The 24462-nt window shown below is 70.3% G+C and carries 21 protein-coding genes; 7 read left to right on the plus strand and 14 right to left on the minus strand.

Going from position 1 to position 24462, the window contains the following annotated elements; all coding sequences use genetic code 11:
- Positions 1-4 precede the first annotated feature (4 nt).
- The 4 genes from DEJ49_RS21570 to fahA all read right to left on the minus strand — a co-directional run bounded on the left by DEJ49_RS21570 (position 5) and on the right by fahA (position 3397).
- Positions 5-613, minus strand: coding sequence for a Uma2 family endonuclease (locus tag DEJ49_RS21570; protein ID WP_150185690.1), 609 nt, complete (start codon positions 611-613; stop codon positions 5-7).
- 125 nt (positions 614-738) lie between these two features.
- Positions 739-1131 carry a GntR family transcriptional regulator gene (locus DEJ49_RS21575; protein WP_150185691.1) on the minus strand — a complete coding sequence of 131 codons (393 nt, stop codon included), beginning with the start codon at positions 1129-1131 and terminating at the stop codon, positions 739-741.
- Positions 1128-1937 (minus strand): hypothetical protein, encoded by an 810-nt coding sequence (locus tag DEJ49_RS21580; protein ID WP_223832937.1) that lies wholly within the window; start codon positions 1935-1937, stop codon positions 1128-1130. Before DEJ49_RS21580 ends, DEJ49_RS21575 begins: the two co-directional genes overlap by 4 nt.
- A 170-nt stretch (positions 1938-2107) precedes the next feature.
- A complete protein-coding gene (fahA, locus tag DEJ49_RS21585) occupies positions 2108-3397 on the minus strand; it encodes a fumarylacetoacetase (RefSeq protein ID WP_150185692.1) in 1290 nt (429 codons plus the stop codon).
- Between the two features lie 319 nt (positions 3398-3716).
- Here fahA and DEJ49_RS21590 point away from each other — a divergent pair, with 319 nt between their 5' ends.
- Positions 3717-4547 (plus strand): HAD family hydrolase, encoded by an 831-nt coding sequence (locus DEJ49_RS21590; RefSeq protein WP_150185693.1) that lies wholly within the window; start codon positions 3717-3719, stop codon positions 4545-4547.
- 10 nt (positions 4548-4557) lie between these two features.
- On the opposite strand, the gene DEJ49_RS21595 is transcribed toward DEJ49_RS21590, so the two are convergent.
- Together DEJ49_RS21595 and DEJ49_RS21600 are read right to left on the minus strand one after the other, a co-directional pair.
- On the minus strand, positions 4558-6549 hold the full coding sequence (locus tag DEJ49_RS21595) for a CocE/NonD family hydrolase (RefSeq protein WP_150185694.1): 1992 nt from the start codon (positions 6547-6549) through the stop codon (positions 4558-4560).
- Positions 6550-6577: 28 nt separating this feature from the next.
- Positions 6578-8092, minus strand: coding sequence for a peptide MFS transporter (locus DEJ49_RS21600; RefSeq protein ID WP_150185695.1), 1515 nt, complete (start codon positions 8090-8092; stop codon positions 6578-6580).
- A gap of 315 nt (positions 8093-8407) precedes the next feature.
- On the opposite strand from DEJ49_RS21600, the gene DEJ49_RS21605 reads away from it, so the two are divergent.
- The 4 genes from DEJ49_RS21605 to DEJ49_RS21620 all read left to right on the plus strand — a co-directional run bounded on the left by DEJ49_RS21605 (position 8408) and on the right by DEJ49_RS21620 (position 13089).
- The gene (locus tag DEJ49_RS21605) at positions 8408-9418 is read left to right on the plus strand and encodes a polyprenyl synthetase family protein (RefSeq protein ID WP_150185696.1); all 1011 of its coding nucleotides are present in this window, start codon (positions 8408-8410) and stop codon (positions 9416-9418) included.
- A gap of 267 nt (positions 9419-9685) precedes the next feature.
- Positions 9686-10984, plus strand: coding sequence for a LolA family protein (locus DEJ49_RS21610; protein WP_150185697.1), 1299 nt, complete (start codon positions 9686-9688; stop codon positions 10982-10984).
- A 217-nt stretch (positions 10985-11201) separates the two neighbouring features.
- The gene (locus tag DEJ49_RS21615) at positions 11202-12170 is read left to right on the plus strand and encodes an ABC transporter ATP-binding protein (protein WP_150188374.1); all 969 of its coding nucleotides are present in this window, start codon (positions 11202-11204) and stop codon (positions 12168-12170) included.
- Positions 12157-13089 (plus strand): ABC transporter permease, encoded by a 933-nt coding sequence (locus DEJ49_RS21620; protein WP_150185698.1) that lies wholly within the window; start codon positions 12157-12159, stop codon positions 13087-13089. The genes DEJ49_RS21615 and DEJ49_RS21620 overlap by 14 nt, the downstream gene beginning before the upstream one ends.
- Before the next feature lie 35 nt (positions 13090-13124).
- Here DEJ49_RS21620 and DEJ49_RS21625 read toward each other — a convergent pair whose 3' ends face one another.
- The 4 genes from DEJ49_RS21625 to DEJ49_RS21640 all read right to left on the minus strand — a co-directional run bounded on the left by DEJ49_RS21625 (position 13125) and on the right by DEJ49_RS21640 (position 17164).
- Positions 13125-13718 (minus strand): flavodoxin family protein, encoded by a 594-nt coding sequence (locus DEJ49_RS21625; RefSeq protein ID WP_150185699.1) that lies wholly within the window; start codon positions 13716-13718, stop codon positions 13125-13127.
- Between the two features lie 123 nt (positions 13719-13841).
- Positions 13842-14798, minus strand: a complete 957-nt coding sequence (locus DEJ49_RS21630; protein ID WP_150185700.1) for a M28 family metallopeptidase — start codon at positions 14796-14798, stop codon at positions 13842-13844.
- A 345-nt stretch (positions 14799-15143) separates the two neighbouring features.
- A complete protein-coding gene (locus DEJ49_RS21635) occupies positions 15144-16625 on the minus strand; it encodes a hypothetical protein (RefSeq protein WP_223832938.1) in 1482 nt (493 codons plus the stop codon).
- 86 nt (positions 16626-16711) lie between these two features.
- The gene (locus tag DEJ49_RS21640) at positions 16712-17164 is read right to left on the minus strand and encodes a VOC family protein (RefSeq protein ID WP_150185701.1); all 453 of its coding nucleotides are present in this window, start codon (positions 17162-17164) and stop codon (positions 16712-16714) included.
- A 280-nt stretch (positions 17165-17444) separates the two neighbouring features.
- Between DEJ49_RS21640 and DEJ49_RS21645 the strand changes: the two genes are divergently transcribed.
- Positions 17445-18485 carry a hypothetical protein gene (locus DEJ49_RS21645; protein WP_150185702.1) on the plus strand — a complete coding sequence of 347 codons (1041 nt, stop codon included), beginning with the start codon at positions 17445-17447 and terminating at the stop codon, positions 18483-18485.
- 92 nt (positions 18486-18577) lie between these two features.
- On the opposite strand, the gene rarD is transcribed toward DEJ49_RS21645, so the two are convergent.
- Entirely contained in the window at positions 18578-19510 is a 933-nt protein-coding gene (gene rarD, locus DEJ49_RS21650) for an EamA family transporter RarD (RefSeq protein ID WP_411757243.1), read from the minus strand.
- A 175-nt stretch (positions 19511-19685) separates the two neighbouring features.
- Entirely contained in the window at positions 19686-20555 is an 870-nt protein-coding gene (locus DEJ49_RS21655) for an SDR family oxidoreductase (RefSeq protein ID WP_150185704.1), read from the minus strand.
- Between the two features lie 101 nt (positions 20556-20656).
- On the opposite strand from DEJ49_RS21655, the gene DEJ49_RS21660 reads away from it, so the two are divergent.
- Positions 20657-21028 carry a winged helix-turn-helix transcriptional regulator gene (locus DEJ49_RS21660; protein WP_150185705.1) on the plus strand — a complete coding sequence of 124 codons (372 nt, stop codon included), beginning with the start codon at positions 20657-20659 and terminating at the stop codon, positions 21026-21028.
- A 37-nt stretch (positions 21029-21065) separates the two neighbouring features.
- Here the strand turns inward: DEJ49_RS21660 and DEJ49_RS21665 are convergent, their stop codons facing one another.
- Both DEJ49_RS21665 and DEJ49_RS21670 read right to left on the minus strand, forming a co-directional pair.
- Positions 21066-22157, minus strand: coding sequence for a 2-oxoacid:ferredoxin oxidoreductase subunit beta (locus DEJ49_RS21665; RefSeq protein WP_150185706.1), 1092 nt, complete (start codon positions 22155-22157; stop codon positions 21066-21068).
- Positions 22150-24081 (minus strand): 2-oxoacid:acceptor oxidoreductase subunit alpha, encoded by a 1932-nt coding sequence (locus DEJ49_RS21670; protein ID WP_150185707.1) that lies wholly within the window; start codon positions 24079-24081, stop codon positions 22150-22152. Before DEJ49_RS21670 ends, DEJ49_RS21665 begins: the two co-directional genes overlap by 8 nt.
- Positions 24082-24462 lie beyond the last annotated feature (381 nt).

A 24462-nucleotide genomic window follows, 5' to 3' on the forward strand; every position in this document is an offset into this window, starting at 1 on the left:
CTGCCTACGGGGATGGCGGTGCTGACCGCCGAGCTGTGATCGCGGTGAGGTCGAGATCGATGGTGAACGGGACGCTTACCTTGAGGACGTCGTGGAAGATGCCGGTCGGCGCGTACATGCGCGTCGCAGGTTCGAGTTCAAAGACGTAGACCACGGGACGGCCCTTGTCGTTCTCCACGCGCCAGTAGTGGCGGATGCCCGCCTTGGCGTACTTGAGCGGCTTGGCCTCTCGGTCGCGGGCCTCGGAGTCGGGCGAAACGACTTCGATGGCCAGCACGACGGTCTCCGCGGGGACGCGTGTCTGTCCGGGGTCCAGGATCTCCTCGGCGGGTACGACCACGACGTCGGGCTCGGGTCGGTTCTGCTGGTCGATGTCGATGGTGAATTCGCGGAGGACTTCGAGACCTGCCGGGGCAGCGTCTTCGAGTCGCCTTTCGAAGAAGCTGACTGATCGTGCATGAAAGATCGTTTGCGGACTCACGAAGACGAGGCTCCCGTCGATCAGCTCCGTGTGCGGAGGCAGATTGGGAAGCCGGTCCAGGTCGTCGGCGGTCCAACCACCCTCGGGAGGGACCGGCCACGTGGGCCCGGAAGCCTCGGGTTCGACGCTCATCAGTGCTCCCATGGGGTGGAGTCTCACCGGCCCGACCAGCGTATCGGGCGGGAACCCGTAGAGGTCTGCACGTACGTGTGAACGAGTGTCGGTACCTTGACTCCTTCCAGAGGCCTCCGTCGAGGTCACATGGCGTCCAGCGCCTCCCTCACCGCCCGCAGGGTCGCCGCGTCGTCGGCTCCGAGCGAGCGGGCGTCGGTGACGAACTGTGCCGCCAGCGCGGCGAGTTGCCCGCGGTCAGGAGTGGCCGTGCCCGCCGGAAGCGGGGCGACCCTCGTGCCGGCGCCGCGGCGCGTGTGGATGAGGGAGGCCGCTTCCAGCGCGCGATAGGCGCGCGCCACCGTGCCCGCCGCCAGACCCAGGTCGGCGGCGAGTTGGCGGACGGGCGGGAGGCGTTCGCCCTCGGGGAGGCGGCCCGTGGTGATGAGAGCGGAGAGCTGGGCCCGGATCTGTTCGTAGGGCGGGACGGGGCTCGTCGTGTCGACCCGGACGGCGGGGCCTCTGGCCGGGCCCGTCATCGGCGGCCCGCCCTGGGAGCGACGATCGTGGTCAGGGACCACGTCATCGTGGACGCCGCGGACAGGGCCACGGGGACCAGTATCCAGGCCGACCCGGACGCGCCCACGCAGTCGAGTCCGAGGAGCGCGCCCGCGGCGAACGTCGTCGTCCCCAGCAGGGGAGTGGAGACCAGCAGACCCCAGGCCGCGGTGATCGCGAGCGCCCGGTCGCGGCGTGGCTGTTCCTCCGAGGGGCGGCGGGCGATGCGGCGCAGGGACCAGGCGCACGCGGCCGTGCCGAGGGCGAGCGAGGCCAGGACGGGGGCTCCGTAGAAGAGGCCGGGCCAGGGGCCGACGGTCTGGGTCATGCCCTGACAGGTGGCCGAGAGGGTGCGACCGGCTCGGCCCTGGTCGTCAGGGGAGGCCATGACGGCGGCCGCTATGAGGAGAGTGAGGAGCGTCAGCACCTGTGCGATCAGGAGGCGGGTCGTCCGGGGCGGTACGTAGTCCCGGGCTCTGCGCGGGGTGAGGCCGGCGCTGCGGATCGGGTCGCGGGGCGGAGGCGTGAGGGCGTCGCCGAGCAGTACTCCGGCGACGGCGCAGAGGCCGAACGCGGGGATGGCGTACAGGATCCCAATGCCCAGGCCGTCGTCGCGGGACGCCACCGCCCAAGCCGCGGCGGCGCCCGCGGCGAGGCCGGCCCAGCGGGCGTACAGATCGGCGCGGGCGCGCGCGACTGCCTCTGGTGGGAGGGGCGGGAAGGGCGAGAGTGGTGGCGCGGTGCGGGTGCTGACGGCCGTGGCGGCGGTCGTGTCGGTGTCGTGCATGGCTGAACCCCCGAGTGAACGGTGCCGGGTGGTCGGGCCCGGACCTGTACTCAGCGCCCGTTTGCATCAAGCGCTGAGTACAAGTTCACCTCACTCGGGGGCTTGTGTCAAGCAGTTGATACAAGTTCCCGGGGTGTGGATCAGCGTGCTGCGGATCAGCGTGTTTCGGATCAGCGTGCTGCGGCGATCCGGCCCGTCACCTCGCCCAGTCCGATCTTCGTGCCGTTCGGCCCCGGCGCCCACGCCGAGAGCGTGACCACGTCGCCGTCCTCCAGGAACGTCCGCTTGCCGCCCGGAAGTTCGAGGGGGTCGCGGCCGTTCCAGGTCATCTCGATCAGCGAGCCGAACTGGCCGGGCTCGGGACCGCTGACCGTGCCCGAGCCGTACAGGTCGCCGGTGCGCAGCGAGGCGCCGTTGACCGTCATGTGAGCGAGCTGCTGCGCGGCCGTCCAGTACACGGTGGAGAACGGCGGCTCCGAGATGACCTGGCCGTTCAGGGTGACCGTGATGCGCAGGTCGTAACCGCCCGGCTCGTCCGCCGCGGACTCCGCGGAGTCGTCCAGGTAGGGCAGGAGCTGGTGCGTGCGCTCCGGCGGTGCGATCCGCGCCGAGTCCAGCGCTTCCAGCGGGGTGATCCACGCCGACACCGACGTGGCGAACGACTTGCCGAGGAACGGACCCAGCGGAACGTACTCCCAGGCCTGGATGTCGCGTGCGGACCAATCGTTGAGGAGGGTCAGCCCGAAGACGTGCTCCCGGAAGTCCGCGAGGGGGACGGCGGTGCCCTGCTCCGAGGAGGCGCCGACGACGAAGCCGACCTCCGCCTCGATGTCGAGCCGGACGGACGGGCCGAAGACGGGAGCCGAGTCCGCGGGAGCCTTGCGCTGACCCGTCGGGCGGACGACGTCCGTACCGGACACGACGACCGTGCCGGACCGGCCGTGGTAACCGATGGGCAGGTGCTTCCAGTTGGGCGTCAGCGGTGACGGCGCGTCCGGCCGGAACATCTGTCCCAGGTTGGAGGCGTGGTGCTCGGAGGCGTAGAAGTCGACGTAGTCCGCGACCTCGAAGGGCAGGTGCAGGGTCACGTCGGACAGGGGGTGCAGCAGCGGGCGTACCGCCTCGCGGTGGGAGGGCACCGTCACCCAAGCCGTCAACGCGCGCCGCACGTCCGACCAGGCCCTGCGGCCCGCGGCGAGGAGCGGGTTCAGCGTGGTCCGGGCGAGGAGCGAGACGTAGGGGGAGCCGAGCGCGGCGGCCGCGGCGCCCGCGTCCAGGACGTGCGAACCGAGCCGTACCCCCACCCTGCGTCGGCCGTCCGCCTCCCCGGCCAGGGAGAACACGCCGTAGGGAAGGTTGTGCGGACCGAAGGGGTCGCCCTCGGGAAGTCCGAAGGGATCGCCTCCGGGAAGGTCGGCGGAGTCACCGGCGGCCGGGTCGAGCGGGGTCTGCTCGGACATGCGTACCTGCCTCGCTTTCCATAGGGATGTGCCACACGTTACGTGTGGATACCCCGGTTGCGGCAGTGTCCAAAGAGTCAGTGATATGCGGATAAGGCCCGCTGAACCCTGCAATGCCGGTTTGGCGGGTGCGCACTTGGCGTTCGCATATGACTACCCGGCATGGGCGGGGCGGCATAGTCGGAACGAGGCATGCCGGAATGTAATCCTCCACTTTTCGGTGAACCGACGGGCCCCCGGTACGGCCCGCCTCACCCGCCCGTATGCGCACCTTGCCAAGCAGCTTCCGGCCGGGCCCAGGATCCGTATTCTCTGGATCATGTCCGCCTCCCTCGCATATGCACTCATCGCCACTGACCTGGACGGGACGCTGCTGCGCGGCGACGACACGGTCTCGGACCGGTCGCGGCGGGCATTGGCCGCCGCCGGCGGGGCGGGCGCCCGGCACCTCGTGGTGACAGGCCGACCGGCCCCACGCGTGCGGCCCCTCTTCGACGAACTCGGGTACGACGGCCTGGCCGTGTGCGGTCAAGGAGCCCAGCTGTACGACGCCGGCGCGCACCGGATGGAGTGGTCGGTGACCCTCGACCGCGAGCTGGCCGAGGTGGCGCTCGGGAAGATCGAGGCGGAGGTCGGGCAGGTCCACGCGGCCGTGGACCAGGACGGCGTGGAGGGCCTCACGCTCATCGAGCCGGGGTACGAGATGCCGCACCCCACGCTCCCCGCCGTGCGGGTGCCCGGACGGGACGTGCTGTGGGAAGAGCCCATCAGCAAGGTGCTGCTGCGCCATCCGACGCTCGCCGACGACGAGTTGGCGGCGGTTGCGCGGGGCGCGGCGGGCACGCTCGCGTCGGTGACCATGTCCGGGCCCGGCACGGTGGAGCTCCAGCCGTGCGGGGTGACCAAGGCGACCGGGCTCGCGCTGGCCGCCGAGCGGCTCGGCCTGACGGCCGCCGACACGATCGCCTTCGGGGACATGCCCAACGACATCCCCATGTTCCTGTGGGCCGCGCATGGAGTGGCCATGGCCAACGCCCACGGGGAACTGAAAGCGGTGGCCGATGAGTTGACCCTCTCGAACGAGGACGACGGCATCGCCGTCGTCCTCGAACGTCTGCTGGGAATCCAGCCCTCCCGGCGCAGGCCCTAGCCCACCGGCCCTAGCCCGCCGTCCGTCGGATGCGCTTCTCCCACGTGCGGTGGAAGACGACCTCGTCGCCGTCCTTGCACACGACCTCGTTCGACGTGATGAAGTCCGCCGCGTCGCAGGTGATCTCCGAGCGTGTCTCCACGCGCGTGTCCCAGCCGAGGTCGGGCCGGTGCAGGCGGATCGTCCAGTCCGAGCGGGCGCGGGCGCTCAGCGGGTCGTTCTCCTGGATCGTGTACGTCTCCAGGGCGTCCTCGGTGAACTCCAGCCCGTCGGGGTACACGCGCGTGCCGCCGTACCGCGGGTCGACCTCGAGCCGCCATTCGCCCTTGGCGACATCGCGTACGACCAGACGCTCGGGCCGCTGCTCGTCCAGGGTTGCCGGATACACCACGCCCAGCGGCTCGGACTGCTCGGCGGGTTCGAAGGTGATCGTGGGGTCCAGGTCGCCGTCGCGCACCGGCAGTTCCAGGGCGCTGCCGACCGGCTCCAGGGTGAAGCCCACGGAGTCGGCCTGCGGCCAGATCCAGGGCCAGTAGGCCGAGGACACCGCGAGCCGGATGCGGTGGCCCGGCGGGAAGGTGTGGCCGATGCCGTTCAGCTCGAACGTGACGTCCTCGGTGGCGCCGAGGGGCCAGGCGTCCGCGCGGTCCCTGCCGTTCCGCGCGGAGAGGTTCAGGACGCCCCGGGTGACGAGGGTGGACGAGCCGTCCGGCGCGACGTCGCAGAGCCGGGCGACGGCCTGGCCGTACGGCACGTCCATCCGCAGCCGCAGGGTCACCTTGGGACGCCCCAGGATGCGTACCTGCGCGGGGACCTCGAACTCGAAGCACGCCGACTTCGCGTCCTCGTCCCGCTGGTCAGGCGGCAGGTCCGCGTCGTTGCCGAAGGGGAAGTAGCGGCCCGCGTCCAGGCCCGTGTGCTGGGGGGAGGCGACGACTACGGGGGTGCCCTGGAGCGCGTACGGGACGGGGGTGACGTTCGGGGACGGCCAGGAGGGGTCGCCCACCCAGCCGCCGGACAGCTCCCGGTAGACCGTCGCAGGCGGGTGGGAATCGCTGATCCAGGAGCGGAGCTTCGGCTCGGCCATCACTCCGGAGTCGATGCCTTTGAGGTGGTGGTCCCACCAGCGCAGGGTCTCCTGGAGGAAACCGATCGAGGGCCCCGGCGGCAGCCCGCGGTCGGGGTACTGATGCGACCAGGGGCCGATGAGGCCGCGCACCCGGTCGTCGGGAAGGTGCTCGACGAGGCGCAGGACGGTGTCGCGGTACGGGTCGTGCCAGCCGCCCACCGCGAGGACCGCGGCGCCGATCGCGGAGTAGTCCTCGCAGACGCTGCCGTGCCGCCAGTAGTCGTCCCGGGTCTGGTGGTCCAGCCAGGTGTGGATGAAGGGCTCCACGGCCGCGAGGCGTGTCAGCCACATCTCGCGCCAGGCGTCGCCCACGAAGTACGGGTCCGGCGGCCGCGAGACGAAGGCCAGCATGGTCGCCGCCCACGCGTGCATGTCCACCGCGAGAACGGACCCGCCCATGTAGTGCACGTCGTTGTCGTAGCGGTCGTCCGCCGAACAGACCGTGACGATCGCCTTGAGCGGCTCGGGGGCGAGCGCCGCGATCTGGAGGGAGTTGAAGCCGCCCCAGGAGATGCCGAACATGCCGACCTTGCCGGTCGACCACTCCTGGGCGGCCAGCCAGTTCACGACCTCGACGCCGTCGGCCAGCTCCTGCGCGGAGTACTCGTCGGTGGGCAGACCCTCGCTGTTTCCGTGCCCGCGGACGTCGACGCGCACGGAGGCGTAGCCGTGGCCCGCGTACCAGGGGTGCCGCTGCCAGTCCCGGGGCGCCGTCCAGTCGCTCAGGCGGTAGGGGAGGTATTCGAGGAGCACGGGGACGGGTTCGTCGGTCACGGGACGCCACACGCGCGCGTAGAGCGTGGTCCCGTCGGCGAGGGGTACGCGAAAGTCCTCGCGGGTCGTCTCGTACGGGTAGGAGTCGCGGATCTGCATGAGTGGAACCTCAGTGGACGGGGTGTCCTCAGTGGACGGGGTGCATGGTGCGGCGCAGCCACGGCGCCAGGGCGACGACGGCGATGCCCGCGATCACGGCGACGGCGCCGTTCACGCCGAAGTACGCGGGATTGGAGACCTCTCCGTAGACCTTCACGACCTGCGCCTGGATGCCGTTGGCGAGCGCGAGGGAGAGGAACCAGAGGGCCATGGTCTGGCTGGCGAAGGCCTTGGGGGCGAGCTTCGTCGTCGCCGACATCCCGGACGTCTCCAGGAGGATGTCGCCGAGCCCGAGCAGCAGGTACGAGCCGACGATCCACCAGGCCGCCATCTTGTACGTGTCGTCGGCGTGCCCCGAGGTGGGCAGCACCATCAGGAGGAACGACAGGCCGCCCAGGATCACGCCGAACGCGATCTTGTTGGACGCGTGCGGCTGGCGCGGGCCCATCCGCGCCCAGACGGCGGCGACCACCGGCGCGAGCGCCACCTCGAAGGCGCCGAGCGCGGACGCGTACCAGCTGGCCGGGAAGTGGTAGCCGAGGATCGACGTCTCCGCGTTCGACGCGGCGAGGAGCATCATCGTCGAGTACGCCTGGAAGAGGATGAAGTTGAAGACTACGGAGGCGAGGAAGAGGACTACGTAGGGGCGCAGCCGGCGCCGTTCGTCGCCCGTGACGCGCGGGCTGCGGAACATCACCGCGAAGTAGACGACCGGTGCGATCACCGAGATGAGGGTGAGCAGGTCGACGAAGCGGTCCATGGTCAGCCAGCCCACGGCCGCGAGCAGCCCCGCGAGCGCGGCGACGGCGGCACAGCCGACGACGATCATGAGGACGGCCCGGCGCATCGCGTCCCTGGGGAGCGCGAACTCGGCGGAGGCCTTCCGTCCGGCGAGGTGGCGCCGGCCCAGGACGTACTGGACGAGGCCGAAGGTCATGCCGATGGCGGCCGCCGAGAAGCCCCAGTGCCATCCCTTGTGGTCGCCCAGCCAGCCGGTGATCAGCGGGCCCGCGAAGGCGCCCACGTTGATCGCCATGTAGTACAGCGCGAAACCGGCGTCGCGCCGCTGGTCCTCGGTGCGGTAGAGCTTGCCGACCATGGAGGCGACGTTCGGCTTGAGCAGGCCGGTGCCCGCGCTGATGAGTCCGAGGCCCACCCAGGTCATCGTCGCCGTCGGCACGGCCATCGAGTAGTGCCCGCAGGCGATGAGGACGCCGCCCCACAGCACCGCCCGGTAGGAGCCCAGAATGCGGTCGGCGAGCCAGCCGCCGGCCACGGAGACCAGGTAGACCAGAGTGCCGTACGCCGCTGACACCGACGCGGCCGTCCCGGCATCCATCCCCATGCCGTCGTTGGCGACGGAATCGGCGAAGTAGAGGACCAGGATGGCCTGCATGCCGAGGAACGAGAAACGCTCCCAGACCTCCAGGCCCGAGAGCGTGAGCAGGCCGCGCGGCTGCCCGAAGAAGGCGTGGTCGTCGCCCGGCGCGGGGTCACCGGGCGGCTCGGCTGGCGGCTCGTACTCGGCCGTAGTACGGGACAAAGGGTCTTCTCCCGATCGTTACGGTTGTTGTGGTGCAGGAGGGGCTTGTGGGTCGTATGTACTGATCAAGAACATACCGGTGACCTTCGGCCACCGCGCGGGCTGGTCTGCCGGGCCGGCCACGGAGGCCTCAGTACCCTGCCGACCTGGGCCGCGACGTGCGACGGGCGGGCAGGTGCTCGCCGTGATCGAAAGTCGACCGGATACGCTGACTTGAGTGATGGCAGCGACACATCGACAAACCCGTGTCATCGAACAAGAACCAATGATCGACCGAGTTGGCCGTGTGATCGTCAGCAGACAGGAGAACCTCTCGTGACCGTCGTCGGGCCTTTTGGGCTGAGCGTGCGGGACCAGGCTCTCGAAGCCGATGTCCAGGTCGGATTGGCGGCTGTCGAGGAGGGACTGCTCGAAGCCACCAAGAGCGAGGTGCCCTTCATCACCGAGGCCGCCCAGCACCTCGTCCGTGCCGGGGGCAAGCGTTTCCGTCCGCTGCTCGTGATGCTCGCTGCCCAGTTCGGCGACCCGTACGCACCGCGTGTGGTGCCCTCCGCCGTTGTCGTCGAACTGACGCACCTCGCGACGCTGTACCACGACGACGTCATGGACGAGGCGGACGTGCGCCGCGGCGTCGCCAGCGCCAACCAGCGCTGGGGCAACTCCGTCGCCGTCCTGACCGGCGACTTCCTCTTCGCCCGCGCCTCCTACATCCTGGCCGACCTCGGCCCCGAGGCCGTCCGCATCCAGGCCGAGGCGTTCGAACGCCTGGTCACCGGTCAGATCCTGGAGACCGCGGGCCCCGCCGAGGGCCGCGACCCGGTCGACCACTACCTGGACGTGCTCAGGGGCAAGACCGGCTCGCTGGTCGCCGTGGCCTGCCGGTTCGGCGCGATGATGTCCGGCGCCGACGAGACCGTCGTCGACGTCCTCACGCAGTACGGAGAGCGGCTCGGCGTCGCCTTCCAGCTCGCCGACGACGTGCTCGACATCGCGTCCGACTCGCACGAGTCCGGCAAGACGCCCGGCACCGACCTGCGCGAGGGCATCCCCACGCTGCCGGTCCTGCGGTTGCGCGAGCGGGCCGCGCGGCTCGGTCTCGCCGAGGACCTCGCGCTGTGCGAGCTCCTCGACTCGGACCTCACGGACGACGCCCGGCATGCGGAGGCCCTCCACAGGCTGCGTGCGCACCCCGCGCTGGAAGACGCCCGCAGGGACACGGTGTGCTACGCGGAGGGTGCACGCGCCGCTCTGGGGCCGCTTCCCGAGGGCGACGCCAAGGCGTCCCTGCTGGAGCTCTGCGACCTGGTGGTGCACCGGGCGGGCTGAGCCCGCCGACGGGCACGCGGTCCCGGAACAACTGCCGAGCGGCGGTGCCGACCCCCTACGGGATGGGGGAGGTGCCGCCGTTTCATGTCATCCCAGGGCAGTACGTGGAGTTGCGCCCGGGGTCTGACGCTTCTCGTTGGCCGATTTGGTCGGATGGAGTCCAGCGAGAACAACCACTCCTGACCAATTCGGGTGAGAATGGCGGCACAGGGTGGACGCAGGCACGTACAGGTATGGCCGCCGCCGACCACGGAGGTAAGGCAGACAATGGCACCGTACGAACCGGAGAAGGACACCAGCGAGGCCGGGGAGCTGCGTGCCGGCCGCCGCAAGGCGGCCCGTTACGCGGTCCCGATCGCGGTGGCGGGGGTGGCGGCGGCGACCATCGGGCTCGTCCCGGCGCTCGCCACGTCGGGCGACCCGGACCTGCCGAAAGTCACCGCGCAGGAGCTCATCGAGAAGATCGCCGCGTCGGACACGCAGCAGCTGTCCGGCAACGTCAAGATCAGCACCGACCTGGGGCTGCCGTCGATCGGCGGCATGGCGGGCGGCTTCGGTGGCGGCGGCGGTGCGGACCGGGGCGAGGACGGCGACGGCAAGGGCTCGGCGGCCGACCCCAAGAGCAAGCTGATGGAGCTGGCGTCCGGCACGCACACGCTGCGCGTCGCGGCCGACGGCCCCGACAAGCAGAAGGTGTCCGTCCTCGGGGACGCCTCCGAGTACAGCGTGATCCACAACGGCGACGAGGTGTGGGCGTACGACAGTGCGTCGAACGAGGCCTATCACGCCACGGAGAAGGGCTCCTCTTCAAGTACAGGGTCCGCTTCAGAGAAGGGCTCCTCTTCGGAGAAGGGCGACAAGGGTCATGAGACCGGGCCGGGGGCCAAGGATGTTCCTTCCACCCCCGCGGACTTCGCCGAGCAGGCCCTGAAGGCGGTCGACGACACCACGTCCGTGAAGGTCGACGGCACCGCGCAGGTCGCAGGACGTGACGCGTACCGCCTGGTGATCAAGCCCAAGCAGTCCGGCTCGACGGTCGGCCAGATCACGGTCGCGGTGGACGAGAAGACCGGCACGCCGCTCAAGTTCACCCTGACCCCCGCCTCCGGAGGCGCGGCCGTCGTCGACGCGGGCTTCACGAAGGTCGACTTCGACAAGCCGTCGGCGTCCACCTTCGACTTCACGCCCCCGAAGGGCACGAAGGTCACCGAGGCCGACGAACACGACAAGGAAGGCCGCGACTTCCGCGACAAGGGCGGCAAGGACGGCCAGGAGTTCGACAAGGGCGACCTCAACGAGCCGAAGATCATCGGCGAGGGCTGGAGCACCATCGCCGAGCTGAAGCTGCCGGGCGGCCAGGGCCTCCCGACGGCCGGTTCGGGCGATGTCCCGCCGGACGCGCAGAAGCTGCTCGACTCGCTGGGCGACCAGGTCGACGGCAAGTTCGGCTCCGGCACGGTCTTCTCGACCCGCCTGATCAACGCCCTCGTCACCGACGACGGCACCGTCTACGTAGGAGCGGTCACGAAGGACGCGCTGGTGAAGGCGGCGAACGACGCGCACTGAGGCGGCACGCGCGGCACGTCTCGCGCGTTGACGTAGGGAACGGCGGATGGAAGGTGTCTGTCGGCGCATGCCGGGGCACCTTCCATCCGTCTCGTCGCACGTGGGCAAGAGGGAGGGCAACGTGCCGGGTACCAACGGCAGCTCGGTCGGCGCGGTGGGCTCGGTGGAGCGCGCGGGCTCGGCGGAGCATGCGGACCCGAGAGGGCGCGCGGACTCGATGGGGCACGCGGACTCGGTGGGGCACGTCATCGAGACGCACGCGCTGACCAAGCGCTACGGAAAGCACCTCGCCGTCGACCGGCTCGACCTCACCGTCCCCGTAGGCAGTGTTTTCGGCTTCCTCGGGCCGAACGGCTCGGGCAAGACGACCACGATCCGCATGCTGATGGGCCTCATCGAGCCGACGTCCGGCCGCGCCCAGGTCCTCGGCCACCCCATGCCGCGCTCCACGCGCAGCGTGCTCCCGCACGTGGGAGCACTCATCGAAGGACCCGCCCTATACGGCTTCCTGTCGGGTCGCGACAACCTCCTGCGGTACGACTCCGCGGACCCGACCGCCGACCCGCGGACGCGCCGCGCACGAGCCGAGGCGGCGCTGGACCGGGTCGGGCTCACCGCGGCCGCCGGCAAGAAGGCGAAGGCGTACTCCCTGGGTATGAAGCAGCGGCTCGGGCTCGCGGCCGCGCTGCTCCAGCCGCGCAGGCTCCTCGTCCTCGACGAGCCGACCAACGGCCTCGACCCGCAGGGCATGCGTGAGATCCGCACCCTGGTGCGGGAGCTGGCGGCGGAAGGCACGACCGTCTTCCTCTCCTCGCACCTCCTCGACGAGATCGAGCAGGTCTGCACGCACGCGGCCGTGATGACGCGGGGCCGGCTCATCACCCAGGGGCCTGTCGCCGAGCTCGCGGCCGGTGCGCGCGGCAGGCTCGTCGTGACGACACCGGACGCGGGCGACGCGGCGCGCGTCCTGAAGGAGCACGGCGTGACGGACCTCGTCGTGACGGAGGACCGTGTCACGGGCGAACCACCGGGTCAGGACGGGTCTGGCCAGGAAGTGGAGTTGGCCGAGTTGAACGCGGCACTGGTCGGGGCGGGCGTCCGCGTCCGCGGCTTCGGACTCGAACGGGCCTCTCTGGAGGATGCGTTCGTGGCACTGACGGGGGAGGGGTTCGATGTCGCGGGTTGAGACGGTCGGGGCGACCGGGGCCGTGGAAGGCGAGAGCACCTCTGAAGCGGCGTCGGCAGGCACCGCGCGGGAGGCGCGGTGGATCTGGACGCTGGGCCTCTTCCGCAGCGAACTCGGGATCACCTTCCGCCGCTGGCGGACCCTCGCACTGCTCGGCGTGCTGGCCGCCGTGCCGATCCTCGTCGGCATCGCCGTCAAGATCGAGACCAGCGACGGCTCCACGATCGGCGGGGGCGGGGACGAAGGCGGACCCGCCTTCATCGCGCAGATCACCAACAACGGCCTGTTCCTGGTCTTCACGGCCCTCGCCGCGACCCTGCCGTTCTTCCTGCCGATGGCGATCGGAGTCGTCGCGGGGGACGCGGTCGCGGGCGAGGCCAGCGCGGGCACCCTGCGCTACCTGCTGGTCGCGCCCGCGGGGCGGACCCGGCTGCTCCTCGTGAAGTACGCGACCACGCTGACGTTCTGCCTGGTCGCGACCCTGGTCGTGGCCACGTCCGCGCTCGCGACCGGCGCGCTGCTCTTCCCGCTCGGCGAGGTCACCACGATCTCGGGCACCCGTATGAGCTTCGGCGAAGGGCTGCTGAGGGCCCTGATGATCGCCCTCGTCGTCGCCGTGTCACTGGTCGGCGTGGCGGCGCTCGGCCTGTTCGTGTCGACGCTCACGAGCAGCGGCATCGCGGCGATGGCGACGACTGTCGGCCTGCTGATCACGGTCCAGATCCTGGACCAGATCCCGCAGCTGCACGGCCTCCACCCGTACTTCTTCTCGCACTACTGGCTGTCCTTCGCCGACCTGATGCGCGAGCCCGTCTACTGGGACGACATCATCAAGAACCTGCAGATGCAGGGGCTGTACGCGGCCGTGTTCGGCTCGGCCGCGTGGGCGCGGTTCGGAGCGAAGGACGTGTTGGCGTAGGAGCGAAGCGCTATGGCTTGCGGTTCTCTTCCGCCTCAGTTGTCGTAGGGGTAGCGGGCCAGCGGCGGCTCCTGGGCGAAGAACGCCTTGGCGCGCGTCAGGGCCTCGGTGTCCTCCAGGACGTGGCCGGGCCGAGTGCCGTTGCCCAGCAGGACGCCGCCGAAGTGCATGGGGAAGAAGGCGGCCGTGTTGCGGAGCGTGCCGATCAGCGGCTCGGCGACCTCCTCCTCGCGGTGGGCGAGCGCCGTGACGCCCCACAGGGTGCGGCCCTTGAGGGTGTCCTGGAAGGAGATCTCCGGCGTCTCCAGCCACGCGTCCCAGTAGTCGAGGTATCGCTTCACGGTGGCCGAGAGCGAGTACCAGTACAGGGGCGACACGATGACGATGTCCGTGGCCTCCAGAGTGGCGTCCAGGAGCTCCGCTTCGTTGTCGCCGACGGGGCGGGGGCGCGCCCGTGGGCGGGTGTCGTCGTGGCGCCGGTCCTCGAAGTCGGGCAGCGGCAGATCCGCCAGGTTCAGCCAGCGCTGCTCGACGTCGGAGGGGAGCTGCTCGGCCGCCTTGCGGGCCAGGATCTCGGAGTTGCCCTCGGGGCGTGCGCTGCCGAGGACGAAGAGGAATTTGCGGGTCATGGGATCCCCCTGGACGCAGTTGCTTGCACGTGCACTATATGCACGCGCAAGCACTGCGGTCCAGGGGGATCATCCGCTCAGGGACGGCCTCTCGCCGGCGTTGTCACCGGTGTGCGGTCGTGTCTACGAAGACAGCCCCCACACCGCGTACGCGACCGCGTCGCTGTTGCGGTCGAGCGCGGTCCCGTCGATGTTCGACACACCGTCGCAGGACGAGTGGTAGCACTTGTCGAACGCCTCGCCCGCAGTCCCGCCCCACTTCTCCGCCTGCTCGGCCGACTTGGTGGTCTCGGCGCCGCTGAACAGCCCGCCGACCGGTACGCCCGCCTGCTGGAACGGCGCGTGGTCGGAGCGTCCGTCGCCCTCGTCGTCCGGCTCCGTGGCGACGTTCTTGCCCGCGTAGTAGTCCTTGAAGGTCTTCTCGATCGTGGGGTCGTCGTCGTAGACGAAGTAGCCCGCGTTCGGGGAGCTGAGCATGTCGAAGTTCAGGTAGGCGCTGATCTTTGAACGGTCGCCGCCGGCCAGGCTGTCGACGTAGTGCGAGGAGCCGACCATGCCGATCTCCTCGGCACCCCACCACGCGAAGCGCAGGTGCTTCGTGGGCTGGTACTTCTCCCGGGCCACGGTGAGCGCGGTCTCCAGGATGGCGGCCGAGCCGGATCCGTTGTCGTTGATGCCGGGCCCGTCGGAGACGCTGTCGAGGTGGGCGCCCGCCATGACGACCTGTCCGTCGTCGCCGCCGGGCCAGTCGGCGATGAGGTTGTAGCCGGTCTTGCCGCCCGCCGTGAACTCCTGGACGGAGGTGGTGAAACCGGCTCCGTCGAGCTTCTTCTTCAGCTGGTCGACGGATGCTTTGTATCCGGCGCTGCCGTGCGCCCTGTTGCCGCCGTTGGCGTCCGCGACGGACTGGAGGTCGGCGAGGTGGGCCTTGACGTTGTCGACGGAGATGTCGGGGGCGGCGGCCTTGGGGGCGGCCGTCTTCGGCGCGGGCGCCGCGTTGGATATCGCGGTGGTCGTCAGGAGTCCGGCGACGGCTATGGCTGCGGCCGCGGCGGTACGTCCGGGAACGGAGAGTTTCATGTGGGGGGCTCCGGTTTCCGTGGTTGTCGTGCGAACTCGTGCGCGGGTTCCGTGGGTTGGGGGTTGGAGTGGGGGGTTGTGAGTCGCGCATGAGTTCGGAGTTGCCTGATGGTGCGGGTGTGACTGAGGCGACGTCAAGACCGCAAAACGGGCGCGGGGTTCCGGATAGCGTGCGTTGGGGGTGGCGTAGGGCGCGGTGGGTCGCTTGGTTGGGCGGTGCGGGTGCCGGTTTGTGCGGTTGCTCGGTTGTCTGTGCGGCTGCTGACGCTCGTCTGTCTGTGCGGTGCGGGTGCCGGTCTGTCTGTGCGGTGCGTGCGATCAGGGCGGCTCGTGCCGTGTCGGCGTCTACGGGCGTACGTGGACGACCCATCCCGGCGCGTAGGTGTCGGGCACGCGGTGGCGGGGCCAGGAGCGGGCCCAGGGCGGAGGTTCCGCTTCGCGCAGGACCAGGGCGGTGGGGCGGCGCGGCGCGTCACCCGCGCGGCCAGGAAAACAGCCCGCTACGTAGGCGACGGGAATGACCGAGGTGTTGCCGCGCAGGACGCAGGGAGGGTGCGTTCCGCTCCGGGGGCTCCTGTCGGTGTGCGGTCCCCCTCCGACGCCGTGCTCGTGCAGGACTTCGGCGACGAGGGCCCAGTCACCGCGGGCGCCCGCCTGGATCCCGGCGTTGGTGTGGGCGAGGGGGAGTTGGACGGCGAGATGCCCGGCGAGGGCGAGCCCCAGGGCTGTCAAGCCGATACGAGGTCGATGGGACGCCCGGGTGACGTCTACGAGCGCGAGCACGCCGAGGGCGGCGGCCGGGGTGAGCAGGGCGTGGGTGGGGGCGAGGAAGCGCGGGGCGGCGTAGGGGACGAGGGCGAGGTAGGGGAGGGCGACGGACAGGGCGGCGACCGTGGCGAGCAGGCACGCGCGGAGGGGTGTGGTGCCGGGCCGCGGGAGTCCGCCTTGGTGCTCTCGGCGCGTGTCTCGGTTTCCGGCACGCACGCTCCAGAGACCGGCCGACACCAGCAAGGGCAGCACGAGCCACCACTCGGCCGAGAGTGGGCGGACCGTGTCGCCGTCGCAGGGGCGGCAGAGGAGTGGCCCGTCCATGACGGTGAGGTGATGGACGAGGGAGAGCAGAGGGCGCAGGTCCCCCTGCACTTCACTGGCTGCCGTCAGTCGTGCGCGGACCCCGCCGAACCGGGCGTACGCCTCGACGATCCACGGCAGCGCACCCGCCCCGAGCCCGCCGAGTACGGCAAGGACGCGGCTCCGACTCCGCCAGGTCGGCACCAGGAGGGCGGCGGCCAGGAGAGGTACGCCCAGGGCGACACCGTCGTTGGGCCGCATCAGGGTCGCCAGGGCGAGGCCGCCGACGACTCCGGCGCACGTCACGGGGGACTGGCGTGACCGCAGGAAGAGCCCGACCGCCCCGACGGCACCCATGGCGGTGTAGTGGTTGGGCATCGCAGCGCTCGCGTAGAACAGCACGAACCAGAGTCCGCCGTACAGCGCGGCGGCGACCGCGGCCGCGGAGGTGCGGCGCAGGAGTCGCACCCAGGGCCGGAACCCCAGGTAGAGAGCGGTGGTCGCGAGCAGCGTCAGCCACATCCTGAGCAGCACGACGGAGTCGCTCCACGCGGCCACCGGCGCGATGAGGAGCGGCACGCCCCGCGTACGGGGCGCGCTGAACGGCGTGGCGGGGGCGTACGGCGAGAAGCGGCTCGCGTAGACGGTCTCGTCCCAGCCGAGGGGCAGGGTGAGCGGTACGAGGACGAGGGACAGCACGGCGAAGGCACCGCAGACGCCCAGGAGGAGGTTCTGGGCGCGTGACTGCGGTGCCATGCGACGGCCTTCCTGGTCAGGCGTGCCGGGGCGTCACCTGTGCGGCGGTCGCCGCGTCAGTGGAAGCGGCGTCGGCGGACGCCGCGTCAGTGGACGCAGAACTCGTTCCCCTCCGGGTCCGTCATGAGTACCCACTCGCCTCCCGGCTCCTTGACGTGCCGTTCCACGGCGGCGCCGAGCGCCTCGAGGCGGGCCACCTGCTTGTCACGGGTCCCCGGCTCGCTGTGCACGTCGATGTGGAGCCGGTTCTTGCCGGTCTTGGCCTCGGGCACGCGTTGGAACAGGATCCTGCGGCCGAGGCCGGTACCGCTTCCCTCGTCGTACGGGTCGTCGGGGTGCCGGACGGCGATCAGGTCCCGCCAGGCGCGGCGGCCGCGGAACTCGAGGGTCGCGGCTTCGGGTGCGGCGCCGAGACCGAGCAGGCGCTCGATCAGCGCGCTGTTGTCCTCGACTTCGTAGCCCAACGTCTCGGCCCAGAAGGCGGCTTGGGCGTGCGGGTCGGCGGCGTCGATGACGAGCTTCCAGTGCAGGGTGGTCATGGTAACCAGTTATACCGGTTACTCGGGTCCCCTGCACGTATTTGCGATGAACTGCCGCCACCTAAGGGTTGGTTGAGGGGTGGTTCGGGGTGATCCCGGATCGTGCTGAAGCGAGGCAGGCGTCACTCTGGAATCACGCGGAAGTCCGGAGACGGATCGCCGGGTCGGCGAATCATCGAAGCGCCGAATCATCAAGACGCCGAATCATCGAGGCGCCGAAGCGGCGAAGCGCCGAATCGCAGGGAGGGGGTGCAGGACCATGAGGCACGGTCGATCACTCGTGCGCGCCGCAGACGCGGCCACCTACGTCAACGTCTTCGCCCTGACCGGAATCGCCACGGTCCTCGTCACCCGCGCCTTCCTCGCGCAGGCGGGCTATCCCAAGCTGGGCGGGGGCGGCGACAGCTCGCTGCACATCGCCCACATGCTGTGGGGCGGGCTGCTGATGATGGCGGCGATCCTGCTCACGCTCGGCTTCCTCGGCAGAGGGGCCCGGCTCACCGGCGCCTTCGTCGGCGGCATCGGCTTCGGTCTCTTCATCGACGAGGTCGGCAAACAGATCACGGACGAGCCCGGCTACTTCTACCGACCGGCTGCCGGGGTCATCTACGTGAGCTTCGCGCTGCTGCTGCTCCTCACCCACCTCATACGCCGCCGTGCCGCGCAGAGCACCGGCCTCGACGCGCGACAGCGCTCCGTGAACGCGGCCGACCTCGCGTTGGCCGGCGTCGCCGACGGCCTCACCGCCGAGCAGCGTCGCGCGGCGCTGCGACTCGTCGAGGACTCGGACCGCGAGCTGGACGCGGCGCTCGCCCGGCTGATCGCCGCCGTACCCGAGCGCCCGCCCGCGGCGCCCGCGTGGTGGCGGAGGTGGGCGTCGGGCGTGGGGCGCGCACTGCGCCGGCTGGCGCGGACCCGGATCGTGCTCGCGCTGGCCGTGTTCTGCCTGTTGACCGAAGCGCTGCTGTTCTCCGTCTGGATGTCCGTGGACCTCTTCGGCGGGCAGCTGGCGCGGGAGCCACAGCCGGGCGCCCACCTCGCGGTCGCGCTCACCGAAGTCGTCTCGGCGGTCCTGGGGCTCATCGGGCTGATGCGTCTGCGCGGTGACCGGGCGACGGCTTTCCGGTTCTTCCGGGCGGCGTTGCTCGCGGACATGTTCATCGGCCAGATATTCAAGTTCACGATGGACCAGTTCGCCGCGGTGGTGGAGCTGGGCGTGGACCTGACCCTGCTCTGGGTGATATCCGCGTCCCTGACCGCGCGGCGCACCCCGGCCCCGGCTTATCCGGCCCCCGTTGCTGCGGCGGCCCGCGCGGCGTAGGCATCACGGACGGCGGCGAGCTGGTCCTGGCGTTCCCACGACGGGACCGGGGCCTGGACCCGGGGCTTGGCCCATGAGCGCGAGCCCAAACCTCAAACCGCCGCCCCCCGCTCGGAGGTTCCTCCCGCCTCAACCGGCGTGGCCGTGGCCGCGGCCGTCGCCGTCGCGGCCACCCGCGCCGCCGCGAGGCGTGACGCGTTGCGGCGAGCTGTGCGGAGGGCGTCCCAGGTCAGGAGGGAGAGGGCGAGCCAGACCAGAGCGAAGCCCGCCCAGCGCTCGGGGGGCATGGCCTCGTGGAAGTACAGGATGCCGAGAAGGAACTGGAAGACAGGAGCGAGATATTGGAGGAGGCCCAGCGTGGAGAGCGGTACACGGATCGCCGCCGCTCCGAAGCAGACCAGGGGCGCGGCGGTGACCACGCCGGTCGCCGCGAGCAGCGCCGCGTGCCCCGCACCCTCCGTGCCGAAGACGATGTCGCCCTGCGTGGCGAGCCACACCAGGTAGCCGACGGCCGGCAGGAACTGGACGGCGGTCTCGGCGGCGAGGGACTCCAGGCCGCCGAGGTTGACCTTCTTCTTCACCAGGCCGTAGGTCGCGAAGGTGAAGGCGAGACAGAGGGAGATCCACGGCGGCCTGCCGTAGCCGAACGCGAGGACGAGCACCGCGGCGAAGCCGACGCCGACCGCCGCCCACTGCACCGGGCGCAGCCGCTCGCCGAGGAGCAGGACGCCCATGGCGATGGTGACCAGCGGGTTGATGAAGTAGCCGAGGGAGGCTTCGACGACGTGGCCGGAGTTCACGGACCAGATGTAGACGCCCCAGTTGACGGTGATGACCGCCGCGGCGATCGTCACCAGTCCCAGCCTGCGCGGCTGGCGGAGCAGCTCGCGCGCCCAGTCCCAGCGGCGGATGACGAGCAGCGCGGTGCCGACCACCACGAGGGACCAGGCCATCCGGTGGGCGAGGATCTCGACGGCGCCGGCCGGTTTGAGGAGCGGCCAGAAGAGAGGGACGAGGCCCCACATTCCATAGGCGGCGAAGCCGTTCAGCAGCCCGGCGCGCTGCTCGCTCTTTACCGACTTCCCGGCTGCTCCGCTGTCCACGGCTCCTCCTCGCTGCACGGCAGTCCCACTGCTGCCGCACTGAAGGTAGCGCCGCGAGCCCCCACCTGTCATGCCCGTAAACGGGAGACAGTCATGACTAGCGGTTCAGGCCTTCGAGCGCCGCCGCGACGGCCTCGGAGATCGGTGTCGTGGGACGGCCGATCAGCCGTGCCAGCTCCCCGGTCGTTCCGGCGAGACGGCCGCGCGCGATCGCCGCGTCCACGTCGACGAGGACCGCGGCCAACGGCTCCGGCAGCCCGGCACCGGTCAGCACGGCGAGGTGCTGCTCGGCGGGGACGTTCGCGTACGAGATGTCCTTGCCGGTCCGGGCGGCGATCTCCGCGGCGTACTCGGCGAAGCTCCACGCGACGTCGCCGCTCAGCTCGTACACCTGGCCCTCGTGGCCCTCGCCGGTCAGGACGGCGACGGCGGCCGCGGCGTAGTCGGCGCGGGAGGCGGAGGCGACCCGGCCCTCGCCCGCGGAGGCGACGACGGCGCCGTGCTCCAGGACCGGGGCGAGGTGCTCGGTGTAGTTCTCGTGGTACCAGCCGTTGCGCAGGAAGGTGTAGGGCAGGCCGGAGTCGAGGATGAGCTGCTCGGTGACCTGGTGTTCGGCCGCCAGCTCGAAGTCGGCGTCGGGGCCGCCGAGGATGCTCGTGTAGGCGAGGAGCGCGACGTTCGCCGTGCTCGCGGCGTCGACGACCGCGCGGTGCTGGGGCACACGCTGCCCGATCTCGCTGCCGGAGATCATCAGGACCCGGTCGCCGGCGGCGAAGGCGCCGGCGAGGGTCTCGGGGGCGTTGTAGTCGGCGATCCGCAGTTCGATGCCGCGCTCGGCGAGGTCGGCGGCCTTGGCCTTGTCGCGGACGACGGCCGCGATGTCCCCGGCGGGGACCTGGGCGGCGAGCAGCTGCTCGACGACGAGACGGCCGAGGTGTCCGGTGGCTCCGGTGACGACGATGCTCATGTCTGGAATCTCCTGGTGAGTGGCGGTTCGCTCGATCTGCCACTCACTCTAAGAGGGGCGCTAACTTTCCGAAAGTACCCACTTCAAAGTAAGGTACTGGCATGGATGTAAGTACTTGGAACGTCGCGGGTGAGGAGATGTGTCCTCATCGGCTCGTCCTGGAGCATGTGACGAGCAGGTGGGGCGTCCTTGTCCTGATAGCCCTGGAGGAGCGCTCGTACCGGTTCAGCGAGCTGCGGCGGCACGTCGGTCGCGTCAGCGAGAAGATGCTGGCGCAGACCCTGCAGACCCTGGAGCGCGACGGTCTCGTGCACCGCGATGCCAAGCCGGTCATCCCGCCCCGCGTCGACTACTCCCTCACGGAGCTCGGACGTGAGGCGTCGGCGCAGGTCAGGGCTCTCTCGGCCTGGACGGAGCGGCGCATGGACGACGTTCAGGAGGCGCGGCGGGCATACGACGAAGCTCGGTCCTGAAGGGTCAGGACCGGGCCTCGTACCGGAGAAGGTGGGACTAGCCGACGACCGTCCATGTGTCGCCGCCGGCGAGCAGGGCGGCCAGGTCGCCCTTGCCGTTCTGCTCGATGGCGGTGTCGAGCTGGTCGGCCATGAGCGTGTCGTAGACCGGGCGCTCGACGTTGCGGAAGACGCCGATCGGCGTGTGGTGCAGCGTGTCCGGGTCGGCGAGCCGGGAGAGCGCGAAGGCCGTGGTCGGCGACGTGGAGTGCGCGTCGTGGACCAGGATGTCGCCCTCGTTCTCCGGCGTGACGGCGACGACCTTGAGGTCGCCGGTCACCGCGTCGCGTACGACGCCCTTCGAGCCTTCGGTGCCGAAGCGGATCGGCTGCCCGTGCTCGAGGCGGATCACCGCCTCCTCCGCCTGCTGCTTGTCCTTGAGGACCTCGAAGGCGCCGTCGTTGAAGATGTTGCAGTTCTGGTAGATCTCCACGAGGGCGGTGCCGGGGTGCTCGGCGGCCTCGCGCAGCACCTCGGTGAGGTGCTTGCGGTCGGAGTCCACCGTGCGCGCCACGAACGACGCCTCGGCGCCGATGGCCAGCGAGACCGGGTTGAAAGGCGCGTCCAGGGAGCCCATCGGCGTCGACTTCGTGATCTTGCCGACTTCCGACGTGGGGCTGTACTGGCCCTTGGTGAGGCCGTAGATCCGGTTGTTGAAGAGCAGGATCTTCAGGTTCACGTTGCGGCGCAGGGCGTGGATCAGGTGGTTGCCGCCGATGGACAGCGCGTCGCCGTCACCGGTGACCACCCACACGCTCAGATCCCGCCGCGAGGACGCGAGGCCGGTCGCGATGGCCGGGGCACGGCCGTGGATGGAGTGCATCCCGTACGTGTTCATGTAGTACGGGAAGCGGGAGGAGCAGCCGATGCCCGAGACGAAGACGATGTTCTCCTTCGCCAGACCCAGCTGCGGCATGAAGCTCTGCACCGCGGCCAGCACGGCGTAGTCACCGCAGCCGGGGCACCAGCGCACCTCCTGGTCGGACTTGAAGTCCTTCATGGACTGCTGGGCCTCGGCCTTGGGCACCAGGGAAAGCGCTTCGATCGTGCTCCCGGTCCCCTCCGGCCCGGCCGTTTTCGTGTCAGCCATCGATGGCCTCCTTGAGAGCCGTGGCGAGCTGCTCGGCCTTGAACGGCATTCCGTTGACCTGGTTGTACGAGACTGCGTCCACCAGATACCGCGCCCGGATCAGCGTGGCGAGCTGACCGAGGTTCATCTCGGGGATCACCACCTTGTCGTAACGCGCGAGGACGTCGCCCAGATTCCGCGGGAACGGGTTGAGGTGGCGCAGATGGGCCTGCGCGACGGACTCACCCGCGGCGCGCAGCCGCCGGACGGCCGCGGTGATCGGCCCGTACGTCGAACCCCAGCCGAGGACCAGCGTGTCGGCGTCCCCGCCCGCGTCGTCGACCTCCACGTCGGGCACGACGATCCCGTCGACCTTGGCCTGCCGGGTGCGGACCATGAAGTCGTGGTTGGCCGGGTCGTACGAGATGTTGCCCGTGCCGTCCTGCTTCTCGATGCCGCCGATCCGGTGCTCAAGGCCCGGCGTGCCCGGGATCGCCCACGGGCGGGCCAGGGTCTGCGGATCGCGCTTGTACGGCCAGAAGACCTCGGTGCCGTCGGCCTCGGTGTGGTTGGTCCCGGAGGCGAACTGGACGCGCAGGTCGGGCAGTTCGTCGACCTCGGGGATGCGCCAGGGCTCCGAGCCGTTGGCGAGGTAGCCGTCGGAAAGAAGGAACACCGGCGTCCGGTACGTCACCGCGATCCGGGCCGCCTCCAGCGCCGCGTCGAAACAGTCCGCCGGGGTCTTCGGCGCCACGATCGGCACCGGCGCCTCGCCGTTGCGCCCGTACATCGCCTGGAGCAGGTCGGCCTGCTCGGTCTTCGTCGGCAGTCCCGTGCTCGGCCCGCCGCGCTGGATGTCGACGATCAGCAGCGGCAGTTCGAGACTGACGGCCAGGCCGATGGTCTCCGACTTGAGCGCCACGCCGGGACCCGACGTCGTCGTCACCGCAAGCGACCCGCCGAACGCCGCGCCCAGCGCCGCGCCGATGCCCGCGATCTCGTCCTCGGCCTGGAAGGTCCGCACACCGAAGTTCTTGTGCTTGGACAGCTCGTGCAGGATGTCCGAGGCCGGGGTGATCGGGTAACTGCCCAGGTAGAGCGGCAGATCCGCCTGCCGGCCCGCCGCGATCAGACCGTACGACAGGGCCAGGTTGCCGGAGATGTTGCGGTAGGTGCCGGTCGCGAACGCCTGTGCGGCCGGGGCGACTTCGTAGGAGACCGCGAAGTCCTCGGTCGTCTCGCCGAAGTTCCACCCCGCGTGGAACGCCGCGATGTTCGCCTCGGCGATCTCCGGGCGCTTGGCGAACTTGGCTCGAAGGAACTTCTCGGTTCCCTCGGTCGGCCGGTGGTACATCCACGAAAGGAGGCCGAGCGCGAACATGTTCTTCGAGCGCCCGGCGTCCTTGCGGGAGAGGTCGAACTCCTTGAGGGCCTCCACGGTCAGCGTGGTCAGCGGCACGGGGTGCACGCTGTAGCCGTCCAGGGAGCCGTCCTCCAGCGGGGAGGTCGCGTAACCGACCTTCTGCATGGCGCGCTTGGAGAACTCGTCGGTGTTCACGATGACCTCGGCGCCGCGCGGCACGTCACCGATGTTCGCCTTCAGCGCTGCCGGATTCATCGCCACCAGTACGTTCGGGGCGTCGCCCGGCGTCAGGATGTCGTGGTCGGCGAAGTGCAGCTGGAAGGACGACACGCCCGGCAGCGTCCCTGCGGGCGCACGGATCTCGGCGGGGAAGTTCGGCAGCGTCGACAGGTCGTTGCCGAAGGACGCCGTCTCCGAGGTGAACCGGTCACCCGTGAGCTGCATACCGTCACCGGAGTCCCCCGCGAAGCGGATGATCACTCGGTCCAGACGCCGCACGTCCTTGTCACCTGCGGGCTTGCGTTGCTCTCCGACGACAGCCCCGTCGGCCTGCTCGGCTTGGCTACTGACCTGGCTGGTCACTGAACTGGACCTCCCTCGAGGCGACTGAGCGGATCGCCGGGACGACCGGCGCTCCCAAGGTCCACCCTACGTCTGTAAGGGTCGCCTTCCTGGGGTTGTTCGCATGGTGGATGAACTTCTGAGACACCGTGTTGCACTGCTTTGCCATGGTTTGCCTCGCCCCCCGGTCCTTCATGGATGACGCTCCCCGCTCATCCTTTGGTTCTAGGACTTGCGTCCCTGGGGCCTGCTTCCGGCCGTCTCCCGCCGCCTGCGACGATCAGTCACTCTCCGTGGCTTTCCCTGATCCCGCTCCTGATTCCGCTGCTGTCTTCCGACCTGACCGGTCCCGATTTTGCTGGTCGCGCATGTGCTCTGAACGGTGCGCTGTAGGCCCCGGGC

The organism is Streptomyces venezuelae, from assembly GCF_008642335.1.
GTDB classification, from domain to species: Bacteria; Actinomycetota; Actinomycetes; order Streptomycetales; family Streptomycetaceae; genus Streptomyces; species Streptomyces venezuelae_F.